The organism is Bacillus sp. BS3(2021) (assembly GCF_021043345.1).
Lineage (GTDB): Bacteria > Bacillota > Bacilli > Bacillales > Bacillaceae > Bacillus > Bacillus paralicheniformis.
Map to the genome: position 1 here is coordinate 320,384 of NZ_JAJNDM010000002.1, position 18,197 is coordinate 338,580.

Below are 18,197 nucleotides of genomic sequence, written 5' to 3' on the forward strand. Positions count from 1 at the left end.
GTTTTCTTTGAAAACGGGTTCTTTTTTTTGAAGTTTAAAAGAATGATTTTTTGAAAGCGTTTGTTTTTGTATAATAATTGGTAAAGGATGTGATCATACATGATTTCCTCACAAGTGAAATCCCAGTTGATTGAAATTGTCGGCTCTGTCAATTATGACGATTCGAACGCCGGACGGCTCGTCTATTCTTATGATGCGACACCCCAGTTTCAATCGATGCCTGACGCGGTCATAGCCCCGCGCAGCACAGAAGAAGTATCGCAAATCGTGAAAATCTGCAACACGCACCGCATTCCGATTGTGCCGAGAGGTTCAGGTACAAATCTTTGCGCCGGCACATGCCCGACTGAAGGAGGAATTGTCCTCCTGTTTAAGCATATGAATCGAATTTTAGAAATCGATGAAGAAAACTTAACGATAACCGTTCAGCCCGGCGTGATCACACTTGATTTAATTCACGCCGCTGAAGAAAAGGGATTATTTTATCCGCCCGATCCGAGCTCGATGAAGATCTCGACAATCGGCGGCAACATCAATGAAAACTCGGGCGGCCTCCGCGGGCTGAAATACGGAGTGACACGCGATTATGTCATGGCGCTTGAAGTCGTTCTCGCAAACGGGGATATCATCCGCACTGGCGGCAAACTCGCCAAAGACGTTGCCGGCTATGATTTGACGCGTCTTTTCGTCGGTTCTGAAGGAACGCTCGGCATCATTACTGAAGCAACATTGAAACTCATCCCGGCACCCGAAACAAAAAAAACCGTCCTCGCCCTCTATCAAGATATCGACTCTGCAGCCCAAACGGTTTCAAATATCATCGCACACAAAATCATTCCGACGACGCTCGAATTTCTCGATCAGCCCACGATTCAGGTGATCGAAGACTTCGCGAAAATCGGCCTTCCCGTCCATGCCAAAGCGGTTCTCCTGATCGAACAGGACGGCACCGAGGAAGCAGTCCGCCGTGACATTGCCCTGATTGAAGAGATTTGCACAAAAGGAAATGCTGTGTCCGTTCAAACCGCGCAAACAGAAGCTGAAGCGGAAAATCTTCGGGAGGCCCGCCGCACCGCACTTTCCGCTTTAGCCCGTTTAAAGCCGACGACCATTCTGGAGGATGCCACGGTACCGCGCTCTGAAATTGCCGAAATGGTAAAAGCAATTAATACGATCGCCGAAAAGCACAAAATATCGATTTGTACATTCGGGCACGCAGGCGACGGCAACCTTCATCCGACCTGTACGACAGATGTCAGAAACAGTGAAGAAATGAAACGGGTCGAACAGGCTTTTGAAGACATCTTTAAAAAAGCGGTTGAGCTGGGAGGAACAATCACCGGAGAACATGGGGTCGGCGAAATGAAAGCTCCTTATCTGGAACTGAAGCTGGGCAAAGCGGGAATCGCCGCCATGAAGGCGGTAAAACAGGCGCTGGATCCTAACAGCATCATGAATCCCGGGAAGATATTTGCGAAAGACTCCCGCAAGCGGGTGGTGGTGACAAAATGACGACAGCTAACGAAAGAAAGGTCATTGAACAGCAGTTTAAAAAAAGAATGGACGAGGAAGAGCTGCTGAATTGCATGCGCTGCGGCTTTTGTCTGCCGTCATGCCCCACCTATATCGAATCCGGTTTTCAGGAAAGCCATTCACCGCGCGGACGCATCGCGCTCATGAAAGCGGTCGTCGATGGGGCGATTGAGCCTGATGAGGATGTCGAACGGTCACTGGAGCTTTGCCTCGGCTGCCGGGCGTGTGAACCTGTATGTCCTTCAGGCGTAAACTACGGGCGCTTGCTTGAAGAAGCGAGGGATATTATTCAGCAGAACAAAAAACACACCCTTCCGGTTAAAGTGCTTCGCCGCGCGGTATTCAAAGGGCTTTTCCCCCACCAAAACAGAATCAGGGCGCTGACTGGAATACTCGGCGTGTATCAGCGTTCCGGCATGCAAAATGTGATTCGCAAATCGGGCTTACTTCGTCTTTTGCCGGACCATCTCGCGAAAATGGAGGCTGTTTTGCCGAAAGTTCCCGATATGAAACAGCTGAAAAAACGGCCGCACCTGCTCCCTGCGATCGGAGAGAGAAAAAAACGGGCCGCCTTTTTCTCGGGCTGCCTCATGGATACGTTGTTTTTAGATACGAATATGGCAACCATCGAGCTGCTGCGGCTGGCCGGCTGCGAGATCATCATTCCCGAACAGCAGACCTGCTGCGGTGCCCTCCACGGACACAGCGGCGAAAAGTCTGAGGCCGTCCTGCTCGCAAAACGAAATATTCAGGCATTCGAGGATTCAAACGCGGACTTTATCGTGACAAATGCAGGGGGATGCGGAGCATTTTTAAAGGAATATGATCATCTCCTGAAAGATGACTCTGAATGGCGGAAACGGGCAGCGGTTTTTACAGGGAAACTGAAAGACTTTTCTTCCGTCCTGTTGGAGCTGAACTTTGATCAGCGATCCCTTGAACTGCCGCAGCAAATCATCACCTACCAAGATTCGTGCCATTTGCGAAATGTCATGAACACCTCCGCTGAGCCGAGATACCTTATTCGCAGCATCAACGGCATTGAATTCAAGGAAATGAAAAATGCCGAAAGCTGCTGTGGATCAGCCGGTATTTATAACATTGTCGAATCCGAAATGTCGATGAAAATTCTCGATACAAAAATGGAAGCAGCAACAGCGACCCGGGCCGCTACGATCGTTACAGCTAATCCCGGATGTCTGCTGCAAATGAAGCTCGGCATTGAACGAGCGGGGCTTACAAACCAAGTGAGAGCTGTTCATCTGGCGGATTTACTGCTGGAAGCCGTCCAGGAGTGACGAGGCGGCTCACACTTGGTATATTTCTCGGGAAATAAATCGAAATATGTCTTCTGCTGCTATTTCCGAACAGCAGGAAATTCTCCATTCGGCTGGATGAAGCGCAAACCTGTTACCTGTCCGGAATCGCCGGCTTCGAACCGGACGCTGAAACCCGGCAGGTTTTTGATTTGAAATGTCAACTCACGGTAAGGCTCAAGTTCGTAATCAGGCTGACCGGGCAATGAAACCCAGAGCGTCCGGTTGTTTCTGAAAGACACAACGACATCTGTTCCGGCTTCCAATGCATATTCGCCCGTTAAAGAAGCAAGAAATTCAGGATCGTACAACCGCTGATCCGGCTTCCTGACAAATTCGATTTCTCCAGCGCCTTCCGCCATTTCAAACGGTACGGAAAGGCGGCTGATATGTCCGTGTATATCAGCGCTGAAAGATGAGAGCATCGCCATCTCCGTGAGCGGCATTTTCATCTCGAATATATTGTAATGATAATGCTTCAAAGGCATCACAAACGAATTGAAGAGCGCCTGTAACATACCGTCTTTACACTCTATTTTGATTTCACCGTAGCCGGGGTGCTCGTATACACCTGTGTAGTCCTTCAGGTCATGAGAAGGCTTCGTTCCTTCAATTTTGGTAAGATCCGCGGTTCGATCCACCCCTAAAGCCGCTTTCATTATTTTTTCCGCTTCGCCTTTCAGCCGGCCGTTCCAATCAATCTCTTCCAATCCAAGCAAGCGGTCAAAAATATTGTACGCCAGAACATTTGGGAGAAAGCTGCCGTTCATATTTGTCAAAATGGCAATCCCGATTTTTTCATAAGGCATGAAAGCAACAAGCGATGAAAAACCGTCAATATTTCCGCCATGATGAATCATATGACGGCCACGGTACGGTTCAACAAACCAGCCGAGCCCATAGCTGCAGACAGGGAGTTCCTTCGCTTTAAGAATGGAGTCGCAGGAAATGCAAGGCGTATGCAGCTCATGAAGGCTTCCCTCTGATAGAACACCGCTGAATTTGTCGCTGCCAAGCTGAAGCAGCACCCAATTTGCCATATCCAAGGCATTGGAATTGATCGATCCAGCCGGCCCGATCACATCGATATTGCGAAAAGGAATTTTTTCAACTGTTCCGTTTTTCTCTTGATATGGAAAGGCAAAATCGGAAAGCTTTTGCATATCTTCGACCGAGAAGCTGCTGGATGTCATATGCAAGGGTTTGAAAATCCGCTCATGAACAAACTCCTCCCATGTCGTTCCCGCTATTCTTCCTGCAAGATAACCGGCCGTCATGTACATCAGGTTCTGATACTGCCATTTTGATCGAAAATCCAGATTCGGCTCAAGGTAGCGGAGCCGTCTGAAAAGCTCTTCCCTTGAAAAGGAGGAATTATACCACATCATTTCGTGTCTTGGGAGGCCCGAACGATGGCACGCCAGATCACGGGGAGTCATCCGTTCGGTTGCCACCGGATCATACATCTTAAACTCCGGGAGGTATTCCCTTACCGGCTTGTCCCATTCCATTTTCCCTTCATCAGCCAAAACCGCCATCGCCGCCGTTGTAAATGCCTTGGAAGCGGAACCGATCGCAAATACCGTTTCCGGGTTCACTTTTAATTTCCGTTCTTTATCCCTGAATCCAAACCCTTCCGCCATGATGATCTCGTCTTCCTTAATGACTGCAACAGCGGCTCCGGGAACGTTCCACTCCTTCATTTTTTCCAGGGCAAATGCCCGAAAGCCTTTTAATTCCTTTATAGGCTGTCTCATTTTACTCTCCTCTCTTGATCTAAGCGTCTTATGCCTGTTCCAGGTGTCCGTATTCCATACGTTTGTTCGCCCGAATGGTTTCATTTAGAGAAAATTTGTATATTTATTCACGAATTCCAAAAGATAGGTATAAGGCTGAAAATGTCTAAAAAACAAGGAGGTTTTGTTCAATGTTTGGATTTATTTGGTCATTGATCATCGGCGGAATTTTAGGCTGGCTGGCCGGCCTCATTATCAGACGTGATGTACCCGGAGGAATCATTGGAAATATTATCGCGGGATTTATCGGTTCATGGCTCGGCTCCATGATTTTGGGACGCTGGGGTCCGATGATCGGCGGATTTAATATCATTCCGGCTCTGATCGGTGCGATCATTTTGATTTTCATCGTCAGTCTTGTCATGAGAAGTATGGGCGGACGAAACCGCAATGCTCAATAATGGATGATTTACGACGGTTTCATTAGAAACCGTCGTTTTTTATTTCATTCTGCTGCCGTCTTTTATATAATTAATTAGAAACACGAAATATTTTCAAGGGGAGGCTGTACATTGGAAAAAGTGGCAGAAAAAAGACCGAAGCGCTCTGAGGTGCCGCAGGAACTGACTTGGAATCTTACTGATTTATTTTCTTCTTATGAAGCTTGGGAAGACGCACTTGTGAAAATTGAGGAAGATCTCGTATCCATCGGCTCATTTAAAGGAAGGCTTCACGAAGGAGCTGACGTGTTGCTCGATTGTTTAATGCTGCAGGAAAAACTGCTAGAGCGCCTAGTCCGGGCCGCTGCCTATACTCACCTCAGAAAGTCCGAAGATTTGACAAACCCCGTCAACCAAGCCGACGCTTCAAGGATGGCCGCACTTCAAGCAAAACTAAACGCCGGGCTTTCATTTATCCAATCGGAAATTCTCGAATTCCCCGAAAATCAAGTGGAGACGTACATAAAAAATGAGAAAGGACTGGAGCCTTTCAGCAAAATGCTGTCCGAGATAATGGAGCGCAAGCCGTATAAGCTTGCTCCCGAAACAGAGGAAGCGTTAGCCGTTTTAGGCGAAGTGCATGATGCACCGTACAAAATTTTCGGGATGGCGAAGCTTGCAGATATGCAATTTTCACCGGTTCAGGACCGGAACGGCAATGAGTTGGCCAATTCGTTCGCGTTATATGAAGGAAAATACATGTTCTCTCCTGATACGCATATTCGCAGAACCGCCTTTGCCTCCTTTACAAATACCCTGCAAACATACAAAAATACCATCGCCGCCGTCTATGAAACAGAAGTCAAAAAACAGGTCGGCATGTCAAGGCTTCGCGGATATCAATCCGCCACCGATATGCTTCTTCAGCCGCAAAGCGTCACGCTCGAAATGTACCACAACCAGCTTGATGTGATTAAAAACGAACTTGCACCTCATATGCGCAAGTATGCCGCCTTGAAAAAACGCGTATTAGACCTCGACGACATGCGCTTCTGCGATTTGCAGGCTCCGCTTGATCACGACTTCAGTCCAAAGACGACTTACGAACAGGCCGGCCGGATGATCTTGGACGCTTTACAAGTGATGGGACCCGAGTACGCGGAAGTCATGGAAACCGCATTGACTGAGCGGTGGGTTGATCTCGCTGACAACATCGGCAAATCCACGGGTGCGTTTTGTTCAAGTCCGTACGGAGTGCATCCCTTCATTTTGATGACATGGACGGATACGATGCGGGACGCCTTTACCCTTGCCCATGAACTCGGTCATGCCGGTCATTTCTACTTGGCAAACCGCAAGCAGCGCATCATGAATGTCAGACCGTCTCTATATTTCATCGAAGCGCCTTCTACAATGAACGAAATGCTTCTCGCCCAGCATTTGTTTTCCAAAACAAATGACCCGAAAATGAAGCGCTGGGTCATCAACCAATTGATGGGCACGTATTACCACAATTTTGTCACCCATCTGCTTGAAGGGGAATACCAGCGGAGAGTCTACGAACTCGCCGAACAAGGGTGCGCACTTACCGCTTCCGTACTGTCTGAACAAACCACCGCCGTGCTGTCCGAATTCTGGGGCAACGGAGTGAAGCTTGATGAAGGGGCAGGTTTAACATGGATGCGTCAGCCGCACTACTACATGGGGTTATACCCTTACACCTATTCAGCCGGGCTGACAGCATCGACGATCGTCTCGCAGCAAATTAAAGAAGAAGGCCGCCCTGCCGTCGAGAGATGGCTGAACGTTTTAAAAACAGGCGGTACAATGAAACCGCTGGACCTGTTGAAACACGCGGGTGTTGACATGTCGACGGATCAACCGATACGCCAGGCAGTTGCGTATGTCGGAACATTGGTTGACGAGCTCGAAAAACTGTATGATCCAAAAGAAGACCGGCCTGATTAACAGCCGGTCTTCTTTTATGCGGTTACAGACTGCCGAACTTCGGATTGCCTTTCATTCCGATCCATAAGTCTGATTGCTCTAATAAATGTGCGGTGCGAAGCAGCCAATGTTCCTTTCCTTTCGGTGCCGTCACTTGAACGCCGAGCGGTAAACCTTCATTTGTGAGGTGGACCGGGACGCTCATCGCAGGCTGTCCGGTTAAGTTGGCAAGCTGTGTGAATGGTGTATATGTCAAGCTTTTCAAAAACATTTGATAAATCAACGACTGCTGCTCATTTTTTTCCAGCTCACTCACTTTCAGGAGCGCTTCGGCTTCTTTTTCGGTATGAGTAAGCTCGCCGACCTTTGGAGCGGGGTAAGCCGTTGCAGGGGTCACATACAGATCATAGGTCTCATGAAACGCCGCCATTTGTGCAGCTGCTTGATCCCAGGAAGCAAGGCTTGCCGTAAATTCGGCTGCCGACACTTTTTTGCCTGCTTCATTAAGCACCCATGTGACAATTTCAACATCCTGAACAGTGATCGCTCTTCCAAGCGTTTTTTCCATTCCCAGAATCATCGCGGAAATTTCGCCGCTGTTCATTAAGTAGTAGTTCTCCATTAACCGGAGTCCATCAACGCCGTTCGCCTGCTCTTCGACGCGGTGTCCCTGCGCTTCCAGCCATTTAACGGTACGGTGGACGGCTTGTTTGGCTTCATCACTGACAGGCGTTCCGACGGGTGATTCTACAGAAAATGCGATATTCAACGGGCGCTCCAGCCCTTTTTTCATATCCTCTTCATAATGGCCCGGAAATAAAGGCGTTTGAAAAGCGGCTTCAGGCTGAACGGTTTGCAGGATATCAAGGAGCGCAGCGCTGTCCCTGACCGTACGGGACAGCGCAAAATCGATCGATGCTCCCTGCCATTGCCGCCCGACGCCCGGTCCTACAGGCGTTCTGCCCCGGGTCGGCTTCAAACCGAATAGCCCGGTAAATGAAGCGGGGATCCTAATGGAGCCTCCCCCGTCACTAGCTCCTGCAAGGGGAACGATTCCGGCCGCCACCGCTGCAGCGGAACCGCCGCTTGAACCGCCGGGTGAATAATCGGTGTTCCAGGGATTTCGCGACGGCCCGTATAATTCAGGCTCAGAAATATTTTTCAATCCGTATTCGGGCGTATTCGTTTGGCCGAGAAATAAAAAGCCGGCGCCGCGCAATTTAGCAACGAAATTCGAATCGCGCTTTGGTTGATAAGATGAAAGCAGCTTGGCGCCGGCTGTAAGAGGCTCCCCTTTTAACGCTTGGGAAATGTCCTTTAAAAGGATCGGCACCCCGGCAAACGGCTGCTGTCTGATATCGAGCTGTCTGCATTCATGTTTGACTTGTTCTTTTCTCGTCCGAACGACCGCATTCAGTTCTGGATTGACTTCTTCAAGGCGGGAAAAAGCAGCATCGATTAATTCGTTCACCGTTACTTCCCCATGTTTGATAAGCTTAGATAAAGCAACTGCGTCATGCTTCATATAGTCAGATATATTCATATCAGTACCTCACTTTACTGTTCGCTTGTGTTTACTATTGTGCATGAGCCTTTTGAGGATTTCAATGTTTTCAGTTTAGATCAAAAAGGAGATGAGTGAAATGAATATTCGAAGGTTACACCCAGAACATGAGCCGCCGCTTGATTTACTGTTGACGGCAGACCCTTCCGAAAAACTGGTTATCGATTATCTCAAACGGGGACAATGCTATACAGCAGAAATCGACCGCCGGATTGTAGGTGTCTATGTGCTGCTGCCGACGAGACCAGAAACAGCAGAGCTCGTCAATATCGCCGTCAAAGAAGATCTGCAGGGAAAAGGAATCGGCAGACAATTGGTTATGCATGCGATTGAAACGGCAAAATCACAAGGATTTAAGACAATTGAAATCGGAACCGGGAATTCAAGCATCGGCCAGCTTGCGCTCTATCAAAAATGCGGATTTAGAATCACCGGCATCGACCGCGACTTTTTCTTGAGGCATTATGAGAAACCGATATACGAAAACGGCATGCGCTGCATCGATATGGTTCGCTTAGCGCTCGATCTTTAAAAAATCCGCCGGGCTCCCCGGCGGATTCTCGTCAATATTCATCAAAATAGGACTGGATCTTTTTCGGATCATCTGTTTTGGTCAGCGCCAGCATCAGCAAAATCCGGGCTTTCTGCGGGTTCAAAGAGTTGGAAGCCAATATGTTTTCCTTTTCAAGATCAGGATTGGGCGTAACAACCCCGCTGCCGGTGCGTGTAGAACGCACGACTGCCGCCCCTTTTTTCACCGCTGCGACTGCCCCTTTTTTCGCCTCGTCGGAGACTGAACCGTTTCCGCTTCCCGCATAGATAATGCCTTTCGCTCCCGCCTTGATTGCAGCGTCAAACAGATAGCGCCCGTCGTTTTGATACCCGTATATGATGTCGACTTGAGGAAGCTGATTGATCTTGGAAATATTAAAATCGGTATCTTTCGTATGCTTTTTTGTGATGTCATTATGAAAATAGATGCCGTCGGCAATATTGCCGAGGTACCCCATTTCTTCCGACTTGAAAGTGTCAGGAGCTGTCGTATGGGTTTTCGTCACATATCTTGCCGCAGCAATCCGGTCATTCAGCACCACCATGGTTCCTTTCCCGTAAGCTTCCTTGCTCGCAGCGACCTTTACAGCATTGTACAAGTTGGCAGGCCCGTCGGCTCCAATCGCTGTGGAAGGCCGCATAGATCCGACCACAACGACGGGTTTATCGCTTTTGAGGACGAGATTTAAAAAATAAGCCGTTTCTTCCAAGGTGTCCGTTCCGTGAGTGACGACAATTCCATCGACATCATCTGAAGCTAAAAGCTTCGCAGTGCGCTTGCTCAATTTCAGGAGCGTTTTATTAGTCATATTCTGACTTCCGATGTTTGCCACTTGTTCTCCGCTGATATTCGCGATATCCTTCATTTCCGGAACGGCTTCGATGAGCGTATCAATCCCGACTGCACCCGCTTTATAATTGGTCGTCGACGTTTTGGACTGATTCGCTCCGGCAATGGTCCCCCCTGTGGCTAAAATTCTTATGTTGGGCAGGCCCTCATTTCCTTGAGCAGTCTTAGCTGACGCAGTTTCCGTCTTCGCCCGGGCCTTTGTTTCATTTCGAGATTCGTTTGAACCGGAGCACCCGGCATTGATCAAAAGCAATAAGCCTAACACAATAAATAACATTCGTTTTTTCGTCATGTTTTGATCTCTCCCTGCTGCGAAGTCCGCTAATTATATATGTATTTTCTCTTTCCTCCTCTCTTTCATACCAGTTTAAAATGCATTTATACGCTGTCTATTTATATGTTAGATTTTCTTCTGCGTTTTTTTGCATTAAAAAAAGGGAAACCTCGTTTCCCTCTTCAGACCTTCTATTGTTTTAAAAAGCTGAATTCTTCCTTTATTTTTCTCAACAGCTCTTCATTGGTGAGCACATCATAGGCCGTGAATGCCATAGATTTTGCGCCGAGCATTAAGCCTTCGAACCCTTGGCTGCTCATGGCTGCCTCCCGAAACTCGGGTGTGTGGCACGCGTACGGTTCATCGCAAATTTGTACATAAGGATGAATGGAAGGTGCGATCTGGCTGACATTCCCCATATCAACTGAACCTCCTCCGTCCGCTTTTTCATGAATCGAATCGGGATCGACGCCCAACTCGATCATGTTTTGTGTAAAGGCGTCTGAGAGCGTTTCATTTGTTTTCAAATCATCGTAAGACAGCTCGTAAAAAGAGCTCTCAAGTCGGGCTCCAGTCGCAAGTGCGGCTGCTTTTGCACAATTTTTTACTTTATCAAGCAATTCATTGACATAAGCACGTTCCGTTCCTCTGACATAAAACTGGGCAACCGCATAATCCGGCACAACATTTGCCGCTTTCCCTCCCTCTGGGATAATCCCGTGAATCCGGGCATCAGGGAGAATATGCTGTCTGAGCGCATTAATGCCGTTGAATGTCTGAATGACGGCATCGAGCGCATTGATTCCTTCGTGAGGCGCTCCCGCCGCATGCGAGGCCTTTCCGAAGAATTCGAATTGAATCGCATCCATCGCCAGCGATGTTCCGCTTTTTTCATGCCTGCAATACGGATGAACCATCATAGCGGCGTCCAAGTGATCAAAAACCCCTTGTTCAGCCATGGTTACTTTTCCGCCTTTCGTTTCTTCCGCAGGCGTTCCGTAAACATACACTTTCCCTCCGCATGATGCGATGACTTTGCTGACGCCGATTGCGGCGCCGACCGCCATCGTGCCGATCAAATTGTGCCCGCAGGCATGGCCAAGGTCAGGTAATGCATCATATTCAGCCATAAACCCGATGGCAGGGCCGGGACGGCCGCTGTCAAATTCGGCCGTAAACGCCGTCGCAAGGCCGCATGTTCCTAACTCCACCTGAAAACCGTGTTTTTTCAGCTCCTCGGACAGAATCTTTGAAGCTTTGAATTCTTCATGCCCCAGTTCAGGGTGATTGCCTATATACTGGCTGATATGCAGCAGCTCTTCACGAATATGTTCGATCTCTTTCTCAATTTGTTTTTTCATAACGGTTCTCCCTTCTCCATTACCGGAAGTTCTTTTCTAGGGTTGACAAAGTAAAGCTCATATCCTCAAAATGATTAAATATATAATTATATGAATATTAATACATTATATAGGAGACGAACGGAATGAGCAATGGCACCCCCCAGAAAATAAAACTGCACTTCCCTCATACTTATGCTTTGATTTTTTTCATTATCATTTTAGCTGCACTGGCTTCATACTTCATTCCATCAGGAGAATTTGAGCGGGTTGAAGAAGACGGCCGAACGGTTATCGTACAAGGGAGCTACACACAGACTGACGCCGGTCCGGTCGGTTTTTTCGAGATGTTTAAAGCCATACCGGAAGGCATGATTCAATCGGCGGATATTATTTTTTACATCTTTTTAATAGGCGGAGCTTTCGGCATCATCCATCAGACCGGGATGATTCGTGCAGGTGTTCATGTGCTCGTGCAGCGCTTGAAGAAACGCGGTTTCCTCCTGATTCCCGTCACCATGTTCGTCTTTTCCATCGGAGGCGCAACGATCGGTTTATCTGAAGAGACGATTATTTTTATTCCGATCGGCATCGCTGTTGCAAGAGCGCTTGGCTATGATTCAATGACCGGGCTGGCGATGATTTCCCTTGGCGCGGCTGCAGGGTTCACCGGCGGCATGTTGAACCCGTTCACAGTCGGAATCGCACAGACAATTGCGGAAGTCCCGGTGTTTAGCGCCCTCGGTTATAGATTGGCCGTTTATGCCGCCATGCTCGGTTTCTCCATTTTTTATGTCATGCGGTACGCTGAAAAAGTCAAAGCGCACCCAAATACCGGTTTGATGTATGGAAGCGAAACAGAGATGAATGAAGAGACAGCCGCAGGACACGCTGATCTTTCCTTCACCGGAAGACACGGCCTCGTCATGCTGATTACAGCATTGGGCTTCGGCATCAATATGTTCGGTGTATTTCAATGGGGGTGGTTTTTAAGCGAGTTGTCGGCCGGCTTTCTCATCATCGGCTTTGCCGCCGGCCTTGCGGGAGGACTCGGCATCAACAACACCTTCCATTCATTTGTTGACGGTATGAAACAGGTTGTATACGGAGCGCTGATTGTCGGCTTCGCCCGTGCCATTGTCATCGTATTGGAAAACGGACAGATTATCGATACGATCATCAACAGCCTTGCTTCAGCCATCAGCTCACTTCCGAACGAAATCAGCGCCATTGGCATGTTCGCCGTGCAAATCGTGATTAACACATTTATTCCATCCGGAAGCGGACAGGCAGCCACAACGATGCCGCTTATGGCGCCGCTGGCCGATTTATTGGGATTCGAACGCCAGATTGCCGTATTCGCGTATCAATACGGAGACGGAATCACCAACTCCATCATCCCGACCTCCGGTGTACTGATGGCTTCGCTGTCAATCGCAGGCGTCACTTACGAACGCTGGGTCAAGTTTGTCTGGAAGCTGGTCGCAGGCTGGATTTTCATCGGCGCCGCCGCAATTGTTATCGCCATGATCATCGGTATTAAGTAAACATCCGGTCCACAATATGCAGCCGGAGCCCCCGGCTGCATTCCTCATACATGTCTCCGTCTCCCTGACCATAGAGAAGCCTAAACCATCAAAACCGGCGTTTCTGAGACGATTGATCTACTAAATTTTAAGCTCAGGTTAAGAAAACCCGAAAAAGGGACTTTTTATCCACCATAGTCCAATTTCAAAATTCATCAACAAAGTGGCGGATTCTAAACAAAACACTTATATTTTTCACCTGTTCTGCCTTGTCATGGCTAAGGTGGAAAATGGATCAATCTCAATTAAATGCACCGTTATGTAAGTCATTAGTTTTAGTCTATTCATACTACCCAAAGTTTGAAAACATGCCTAATCTTGCAAAACATTGACCAAAATTAGTATTTAACACCTATTTATTATTGATTCTTCAAACCTTAAAATGAGTGATGTTGTTTCTGTTTTTTTAAAGAAACTAAGGAAAAAGGAAGAATTATAATCAAATTTTCACTGTTAGATAAATGAAATGACCGGGACTTGAGTAAGATTTGTCCCGATGAAGGGCCTTTTTACCCTAACCACCTCATTCTTTTCATTTACATAACATTGAAAAAATAATAATAAAAAAGGAGACAGACCATGCGAAGTAAAAAGTTTTTTCTAATGATGCTTTTGATGATTGTAGCAGTCGTGTCAACAGCCTGCGGAGGCAGCAAAAGTGCGAGCGGAGAGAAAGAAGATACGAAAAAAGCAGATAATGCAGAAGTTAAAATACTAAGCTCCGAATATACGCTTCCGGATGATTCATCAACAAACCTGCACGAAAATGAACTTATACTAAAGATCAATGTTTCCGTTAAAAATACAGGAAAAGAACCATTGATGGTTGATAAAAGCCAATTCAGCCTTTACGAAGGCGACTCAAAAATGTCGGACGTCAGCGTATATGATGAAAGAAACAAGAGACTTCGTTCTTCCACGCTGAATTCTGACAAGGAAGTCGACGGAAATATCTATTACATCGTTGAAAAGGGCAAAAAGTTTCAGCTTGAATACACACCTGACATGTACGGTGAAAACAAAGCCGATCCTGTCAAATTTGAGATCGACGGCGGCAGCGACGATTTGCTGAAAACAGCCAAAAAACTTGAAGATCCGGCAAAAGCTTTGCTGGCTTACACAGATGTAACGATTTTCGGCAAAGATAATGATAACTTTGATAAACTGGTCGACGAAAATAAACGTGAAGTCGTTACCGATTACCTTGAGGGCGCTCAAAAATCAATCGTTCGCTCTTTAGGATATTATGATGAAGAAGATGTCGATAAAAAGAAATTGAATAAACTGATCAGCGCCATCCAAAACGCTTATCAAGAAAAATCTCAAGTCAAAGCAGTTACAAAATCAATTTCAGGCGATGAAGCAACTGTTGAGGCAACCGTTACACCAATCGATAATACGGATGTCCAAAAGAAAGTGAAGAAAAGACTGGAAGACTATGTGAAAGACAGCGGCAAAAACTTCATGTCCAGAGATGAATTGATCAATCCTGCGATTGACATCATGAGTGAAGAAATCAAAAAAGCACAGGCGACTTCAAGTGAGAAAACAGTTGAAGTTAAGCTTGAAAAATCAAAAAATGACAAATGGAAAATGGATGCTGATAATTACAAGACCGAACAATACTTCTCAAGCTTCCTTAAAAGCAACAACTAAAAAAAGCACCCTAGTGGTGCTTTTTTTCAATTACAATAAAACAAGTGCTGTCCGGCAGCGGCACGCGTCGGCCGAGCCGGTCTGTCAGCTCGATTTTAGGGTTAAGGTGTTCTTCATACCCTTCCTGTACATAGTGTTCGAACACAAGAATGTTCGCGCGTTCTCCCAACTCTTTCTCAATACAGCGCCGGAATTCAGTCGGCGTAAAATAGCCGAACTGCTCCTGCACTTCGTGCGGATAGGCTTCTTCTCCCCAAGTATATGTATAGAGGAATTCCATCGCGTCATTCACAAACAGTACGGCCGCATCCTTTTCAGCCTCAAGAATTTGCACCTTTCTCCCTTTAAAATCATGGATATACCGTTTCAAGAAATCCATTCCATCCGGGTTTTTAAAGCGAATCCGCCGCGTTTCCTCTTTGTTTTCGGTCATGATTCCGTCCCTGATGATGATTCTGCCTCCCCGCTTCAGAATATCAAAGGAACTTTTTAACGCTTGGGCAATGACGAGATGATTAAATCGTTTTCCTTCATACGGAATGTATGAAAACAATTCGTGCAATATCGATGAAAATACAATCGTGTCGACGCTTTCCTGTTCGAAGTACTCAGGAAGATCCAACGCATCAGCCTGTTTCACATGCCACGGCTTATGTTCGCGCACTTTTCTTTTTTGGAGCTCCTCAATGACATTAACGGAAAGGTCGATGCCGATGACCTCTGCTTCAGGATGCTGGTCCGTCAGCAAATCAAGCATCACGCCGCCTCCGGCTCCGATGTCGAGCATTCTTTCTCCAACTGCATAATCGGCAATCTTCTTTTTATAATCTTCCGCACCGTTCATGTCAGACAGATAAGCCGCTTCATTTTGCAGCCGGTCAAACGAATCCTTGCGAAACTCAAAAAAATCATAAAGCAGCACGATCGCCCGTTCATATAAAGCCGATTTCTCCGCTTCCTGGCAAAATTCAATCAGCTTCAGTCCGGCCTGCGAAAACGAAAACGTGACGCCGACAATCTCGGAAGCCTGATCAAACGGCTGAACAGCAAGCGAAACGTGTTCATTTACAGGCACCCCGCCGAAAAGCAAATCGCTGATCGACATCTCTTTTAAGCACGCTTCGATAATCCGTTTTTTATAAACATTCGTATGACGCACACCCTGGTAATCACGGTACATGTCCTTCATCAGCGGCTCAAAGCTGATATGCTTGACTGATAAAGGATTGACAGAACGAAGCACTAGCAAAAAGATTTTGACAAACTCTTCAAAACTGAACGATGACAAGGCGGATTCCACATACCATAAATCGATCCGCTGAAAGAAGCGTCTCAGCGCATCTTCCGCCGCATGTTCCCTCAAAAACCGCTCGTACCGGCTGCTGTCTTCGCCGGAATCGAGCGCCTGTCCCCGCAGTTTTCTGATCCTTTCCGCAAACGGCCAACCTTTGTTTCTTTCTCCTGTGCAGATTTGGCCGATTATCCGGTTCACGTCTTGTTCAATCGATTCCCAAAGTGCCGGCGAAACCCCTTCAATGATACATTTGTTCAGAACGTACAGAACCCGCCTGATGTCGATGTGCTGAAGTTCCGATGCTTCAATCCAATCGATAAGAGGAGTGAATTGGCGATACCTTGATTCCCCGCGGATATACTGCCCGACGAGTCCATGCGTCAAAATCAAAATATAGATGAGTTCCTCAATATCCTGCCGCTCCGGCATATACGCCTGTCTTCGATCAGCATAAATCTGCGCCGACCCGATATTATGGATCGCAAGCTGAAAGCCTTTCTCACGCCATTCCTTTCTTTTATGAGGCTGACCGCACTTAGCCGTTTCACTCCATATGAGAACCTCTTCAATGATTTCTTTTTCCCGCTCAGGAATGTCCGCTTTCTCCAAGATGGAGAGCGTCTGTTCCACATAAAGAAACACGGGATTCTGAGGCATGTTCTCCAGCGAAGATATCCGCTCCAGATTGACATTTTGTTCTTCAGTTAAAACAAGATACTTGAGCCATTCGGCATCACGCAAAACATGATAATCCCCGCTTTTCACTTTTTCAATGGCTTCTAACGATTGTAAACGCCTCATACGTTCTTCCCTCTTTTTTCTATTTCGATATGACTAATCATAAGGTAAATGGTTTCATATAGAAATAGGATAATAGACTTATAACCGCTATAATGTTTGGCCGCAGTCCGCCGTTAAGATTTGACCAGTAACCGTTTCTTGTTCGAGCAGCGCGCAAATGAGCAAGGCGATATCTTCCGGCTTTGCGATCCGTTCAAGCGGGAGCTTTTGGCTGAGCCGCTTCATTTTCTCTTCATTCCCCTCCCACCATCTCGTCGATACAGCGCCAGGTGCCACACAGCTGACCCTGATATCCGGAGCGAGCGCATGCGCCAATGATTTCGTCAGTCCGTGGACCGCCGCTTTTGATACGGCATAGGGGAGCGAAGAACCTGAGCCCGTCAGTCCGGCGATGCTGCCGACATTTACGATGGCGCCTTGCTTATTTTGCTTCATTAAAGATGCCGCCGCTCTCGCGCAATAAAACATCCCTTTGACATTTACCGCATACAGTTCATCCCAGACTTCTTCAGAAGCTCCATCCAAGTCATCAAGCTCGATATGCCTGGTGATGCTTGCATTGTTGACGAGCAGATCGACGGTGCCGAACTCACGGGCCGCCCGATCAAACATGCCTTGAACTTCATTGACCTTAGAAACATCGGCTTTAATCGCGAGCGCGCGGCCGCCTTGATTTTCAATCATCCCAACCGTCTCTTCAGCCTCCGCTTCGGAACGCGAAAAGTTGACAATAACCGCTGCGCCGCGGTTTGCCAAAGCGAGCGATACCGCTCTGCCGATCCCAGTGCCGCCTCCTGTGACAAGGGCTGTTTTATTTTTCATTTCCATTTTTCATCACTCCCTTTTCAACTGATGCAAGCTGTGCTGTTCCATTCCCAAACGACCAGTTCTCTTTCACGTTTTCGGCCGCAATGATCATGACGTCCTCTTGGCGGATGCCGGCGTTTTTTTGTAAACATTCTGCAATGCGTTGATACAGCGCCAGCTTTTTTTCGACCGGTCTCTCTTTCATTGTGATGTGAATATAGATCAAATCCTTCGTCCGTTCGATATTCATATAGCCGGGATCGAAAAAGAATTCTTCCTCATCGTGCTGGGTGATGACCTGAAAATAATCATCTTCCGGAACATCGATCGTCTCCGTCATCGCCTTGTGAACCGTTCTGCTGATCCGGCGAAGCTCTTCTTTTGATCTTCCTTTTAAAAGATCCATCCTGACAAATGGCATATATTTATTCCTCCTTTGTATTGTTTAATAGTGTATAACGGTTATATCATTTTGTATAATTGAATCATTTGAAGGATTCA

The 18,197-nt window shown here is 47.2% G+C and carries 14 protein-coding genes; 7 read left to right on the forward strand and 7 right to left on the reverse strand.

Going from position 1 to position 18,197, the window contains the following annotated elements:
* The first annotated feature begins 99 nt into the window (after positions 1-99).
* Positions 100-1,512, forward strand: a complete 1,413-nt coding sequence (glcD, locus tag LQ247_RS06810; RefSeq protein ID WP_023857785.1) for a glycolate oxidase subunit GlcD — start codon at positions 100-102, stop codon at positions 1,510-1,512.
* Positions 1,509-2,831: a (Fe-S)-binding protein gene (locus tag LQ247_RS06815; RefSeq protein WP_231005780.1), complete on the forward strand. Its 1,323-nt coding sequence runs from the start codon at positions 1,509-1,511 to the stop codon at positions 2,829-2,831. Before glcD ends, LQ247_RS06815 begins: the two co-directional genes overlap by 4 nt.
* Positions 2,832-2,890: 59 nt before the next feature.
* Here LQ247_RS06815 and LQ247_RS06820 read toward each other — a convergent pair whose 3' ends face one another.
* A complete protein-coding gene (locus LQ247_RS06820) occupies positions 2,891-4,606 on the reverse strand; it encodes a serine hydrolase (RefSeq protein ID WP_020450040.1) in 1,716 nt (571 codons plus the stop codon).
* Between the two features lie 170 nt (positions 4,607-4,776).
* Here LQ247_RS06820 and LQ247_RS06825 point away from each other — a divergent pair, with 170 nt between their 5' ends.
* Together LQ247_RS06825 and pepF are read left to right on the forward strand one after the other, a co-directional pair.
* Positions 4,777-5,046 carry a GlsB/YeaQ/YmgE family stress response membrane protein gene (locus LQ247_RS06825; RefSeq protein WP_017474015.1) on the forward strand — a complete coding sequence of 90 codons (270 nt, stop codon included), beginning with the start codon at positions 4,777-4,779 and terminating at the stop codon, positions 5,044-5,046.
* A 111-nt stretch (positions 5,047-5,157) separates the two neighbouring features.
* Complete coding sequence (gene pepF / locus LQ247_RS06830) at positions 5,158-6,993, forward strand: oligoendopeptidase F (RefSeq protein ID WP_231005783.1); 1,836 nt, start codon at positions 5,158-5,160, stop codon at positions 6,991-6,993.
* A 22-nt stretch (positions 6,994-7,015) separates the two neighbouring features.
* Here the strand turns inward: pepF and LQ247_RS06835 are convergent, their stop codons facing one another.
* The gene (locus LQ247_RS06835; RefSeq protein WP_020450038.1) at positions 7,016-8,515 is read right to left on the reverse strand and encodes an amidase; all 1,500 of its coding nucleotides are present in this window, start codon (positions 8,513-8,515) and stop codon (positions 7,016-7,018) included.
* A gap of 100 nt (positions 8,516-8,615) precedes the next feature.
* Between LQ247_RS06835 and LQ247_RS06840 the strand changes: the two genes are divergently transcribed.
* On the forward strand, positions 8,616-9,068 hold the full coding sequence (locus LQ247_RS06840) for a GNAT family N-acetyltransferase (RefSeq protein ID WP_020450037.1): 453 nt from the start codon (positions 8,616-8,618) through the stop codon (positions 9,066-9,068).
* 31 nt (positions 9,069-9,099) lie between these two features.
* On the opposite strand, the gene LQ247_RS06845 is transcribed toward LQ247_RS06840, so the two are convergent.
* Together LQ247_RS06845 and LQ247_RS06850 are read right to left on the reverse strand one after the other, a co-directional pair.
* Entirely contained in the window at positions 9,100-10,230 is a 1,131-nt protein-coding gene (locus tag LQ247_RS06845; protein ID WP_216921582.1) for a type II asparaginase, read from the reverse strand.
* Between the two features lie 173 nt (positions 10,231-10,403).
* Positions 10,404-11,573: a M20 family metallopeptidase gene (locus LQ247_RS06850; RefSeq protein WP_020450035.1), complete on the reverse strand. Its 1,170-nt coding sequence runs from the start codon at positions 11,571-11,573 to the stop codon at positions 10,404-10,406.
* Between the two features lie 125 nt (positions 11,574-11,698).
* On the opposite strand from LQ247_RS06850, the gene LQ247_RS06855 reads away from it, so the two are divergent.
* Both LQ247_RS06855 and LQ247_RS06860 read left to right on the forward strand, forming a co-directional pair.
* A complete protein-coding gene (locus tag LQ247_RS06855) occupies positions 11,699-13,099 on the forward strand; it encodes a YfcC family protein (protein ID WP_231005785.1) in 1,401 nt (466 codons plus the stop codon).
* Positions 13,100-13,717: 618 nt separating this feature from the next.
* Positions 13,718-14,794 (forward strand): DUF4352 domain-containing protein, encoded by a 1,077-nt coding sequence (locus LQ247_RS06860; protein ID WP_020450033.1) that lies wholly within the window; start codon positions 13,718-13,720, stop codon positions 14,792-14,794.
* Positions 14,795-14,804: 10 nt separating this feature from the next.
* On the opposite strand, the gene LQ247_RS06865 is transcribed toward LQ247_RS06860, so the two are convergent.
* The 3 genes from LQ247_RS06865 to LQ247_RS06875 all read right to left on the reverse strand — a co-directional run bounded on the left by LQ247_RS06865 (position 14,805) and on the right by LQ247_RS06875 (position 18,117).
* Positions 14,805-16,889: a class I SAM-dependent methyltransferase gene (locus tag LQ247_RS06865; RefSeq protein WP_231005786.1), complete on the reverse strand. Its 2,085-nt coding sequence runs from the start codon at positions 16,887-16,889 to the stop codon at positions 14,805-14,807.
* Between the two features lie 87 nt (positions 16,890-16,976).
* Positions 16,977-17,717, reverse strand: a complete 741-nt coding sequence (locus LQ247_RS06870; protein ID WP_231005787.1) for an SDR family NAD(P)-dependent oxidoreductase — start codon at positions 17,715-17,717, stop codon at positions 16,977-16,979.
* Positions 17,701-18,117, reverse strand: coding sequence for a tautomerase family protein (locus LQ247_RS06875; protein ID WP_130569400.1), 417 nt, complete (start codon positions 18,115-18,117; stop codon positions 17,701-17,703). The genes LQ247_RS06870 and LQ247_RS06875 overlap by 17 nt, the downstream gene beginning before the upstream one ends.
* Positions 18,118-18,197 lie beyond the last annotated feature (80 nt).

Bases quoted from the DNA above. Each gene is read 5' to 3' on its own strand.
- glcD (WP_023857785.1), top strand. From the start codon at position 100: ATGATTTCCTCACAAGTGAAATCCCAGTTGATTGAAATTGTCGGCTCT.
- LQ247_RS06815 (WP_231005780.1), top strand. From the start codon at position 1,509: ATGACGACAGCTAACGAAAGAAAGGTCATTGAACAGCAGTTTAAAAAA.
- LQ247_RS06820 (WP_020450040.1), bottom strand. From the start codon at position 4,606: ATGAGACAGCCTATAAAGGAATTAAAAGGCTTTCGGGCATTTGCCCTG.
- LQ247_RS06825 (WP_017474015.1), top strand. From the start codon at position 4,777: ATGTTTGGATTTATTTGGTCATTGATCATCGGCGGAATTTTAGGCTGG.
- LQ247_RS06835 (WP_020450038.1), bottom strand. From the start codon at position 8,515: ATGAATATATCTGACTATATGAAGCATGACGCAGTTGCTTTATCTAAG.
- LQ247_RS06840 (WP_020450037.1), top strand. From the start codon at position 8,616: ATGAATATTCGAAGGTTACACCCAGAACATGAGCCGCCGCTTGATTTA.
- LQ247_RS06845 (WP_216921582.1), bottom strand. From the start codon at position 10,230: ATGACGAAAAAACGAATGTTATTTATTGTGTTAGGCTTATTGCTTTTG.
- LQ247_RS06850 (WP_020450035.1), bottom strand. From the start codon at position 11,573: ATGAAAAAACAAATTGAGAAAGAGATCGAACATATTCGTGAAGAGCTG.
- LQ247_RS06855 (WP_231005785.1), top strand. From the start codon at position 11,699: ATGAGCAATGGCACCCCCCAGAAAATAAAACTGCACTTCCCTCATACT.
- LQ247_RS06860 (WP_020450033.1), top strand. From the start codon at position 13,718: ATGCGAAGTAAAAAGTTTTTTCTAATGATGCTTTTGATGATTGTAGCA.
- LQ247_RS06865 (WP_231005786.1), bottom strand. From the start codon at position 16,889: ATGAGGCGTTTACAATCGTTAGAAGCCATTGAAAAAGTGAAAAGCGGG.
- LQ247_RS06870 (WP_231005787.1), bottom strand. From the start codon at position 17,717: ATGGAAATGAAAAATAAAACAGCCCTTGTCACAGGAGGCGGCACTGGG.
- LQ247_RS06875 (WP_130569400.1), bottom strand. From the start codon at position 18,117: ATGCCATTTGTCAGGATGGATCTTTTAAAAGGAAGATCAAAAGAAGAG.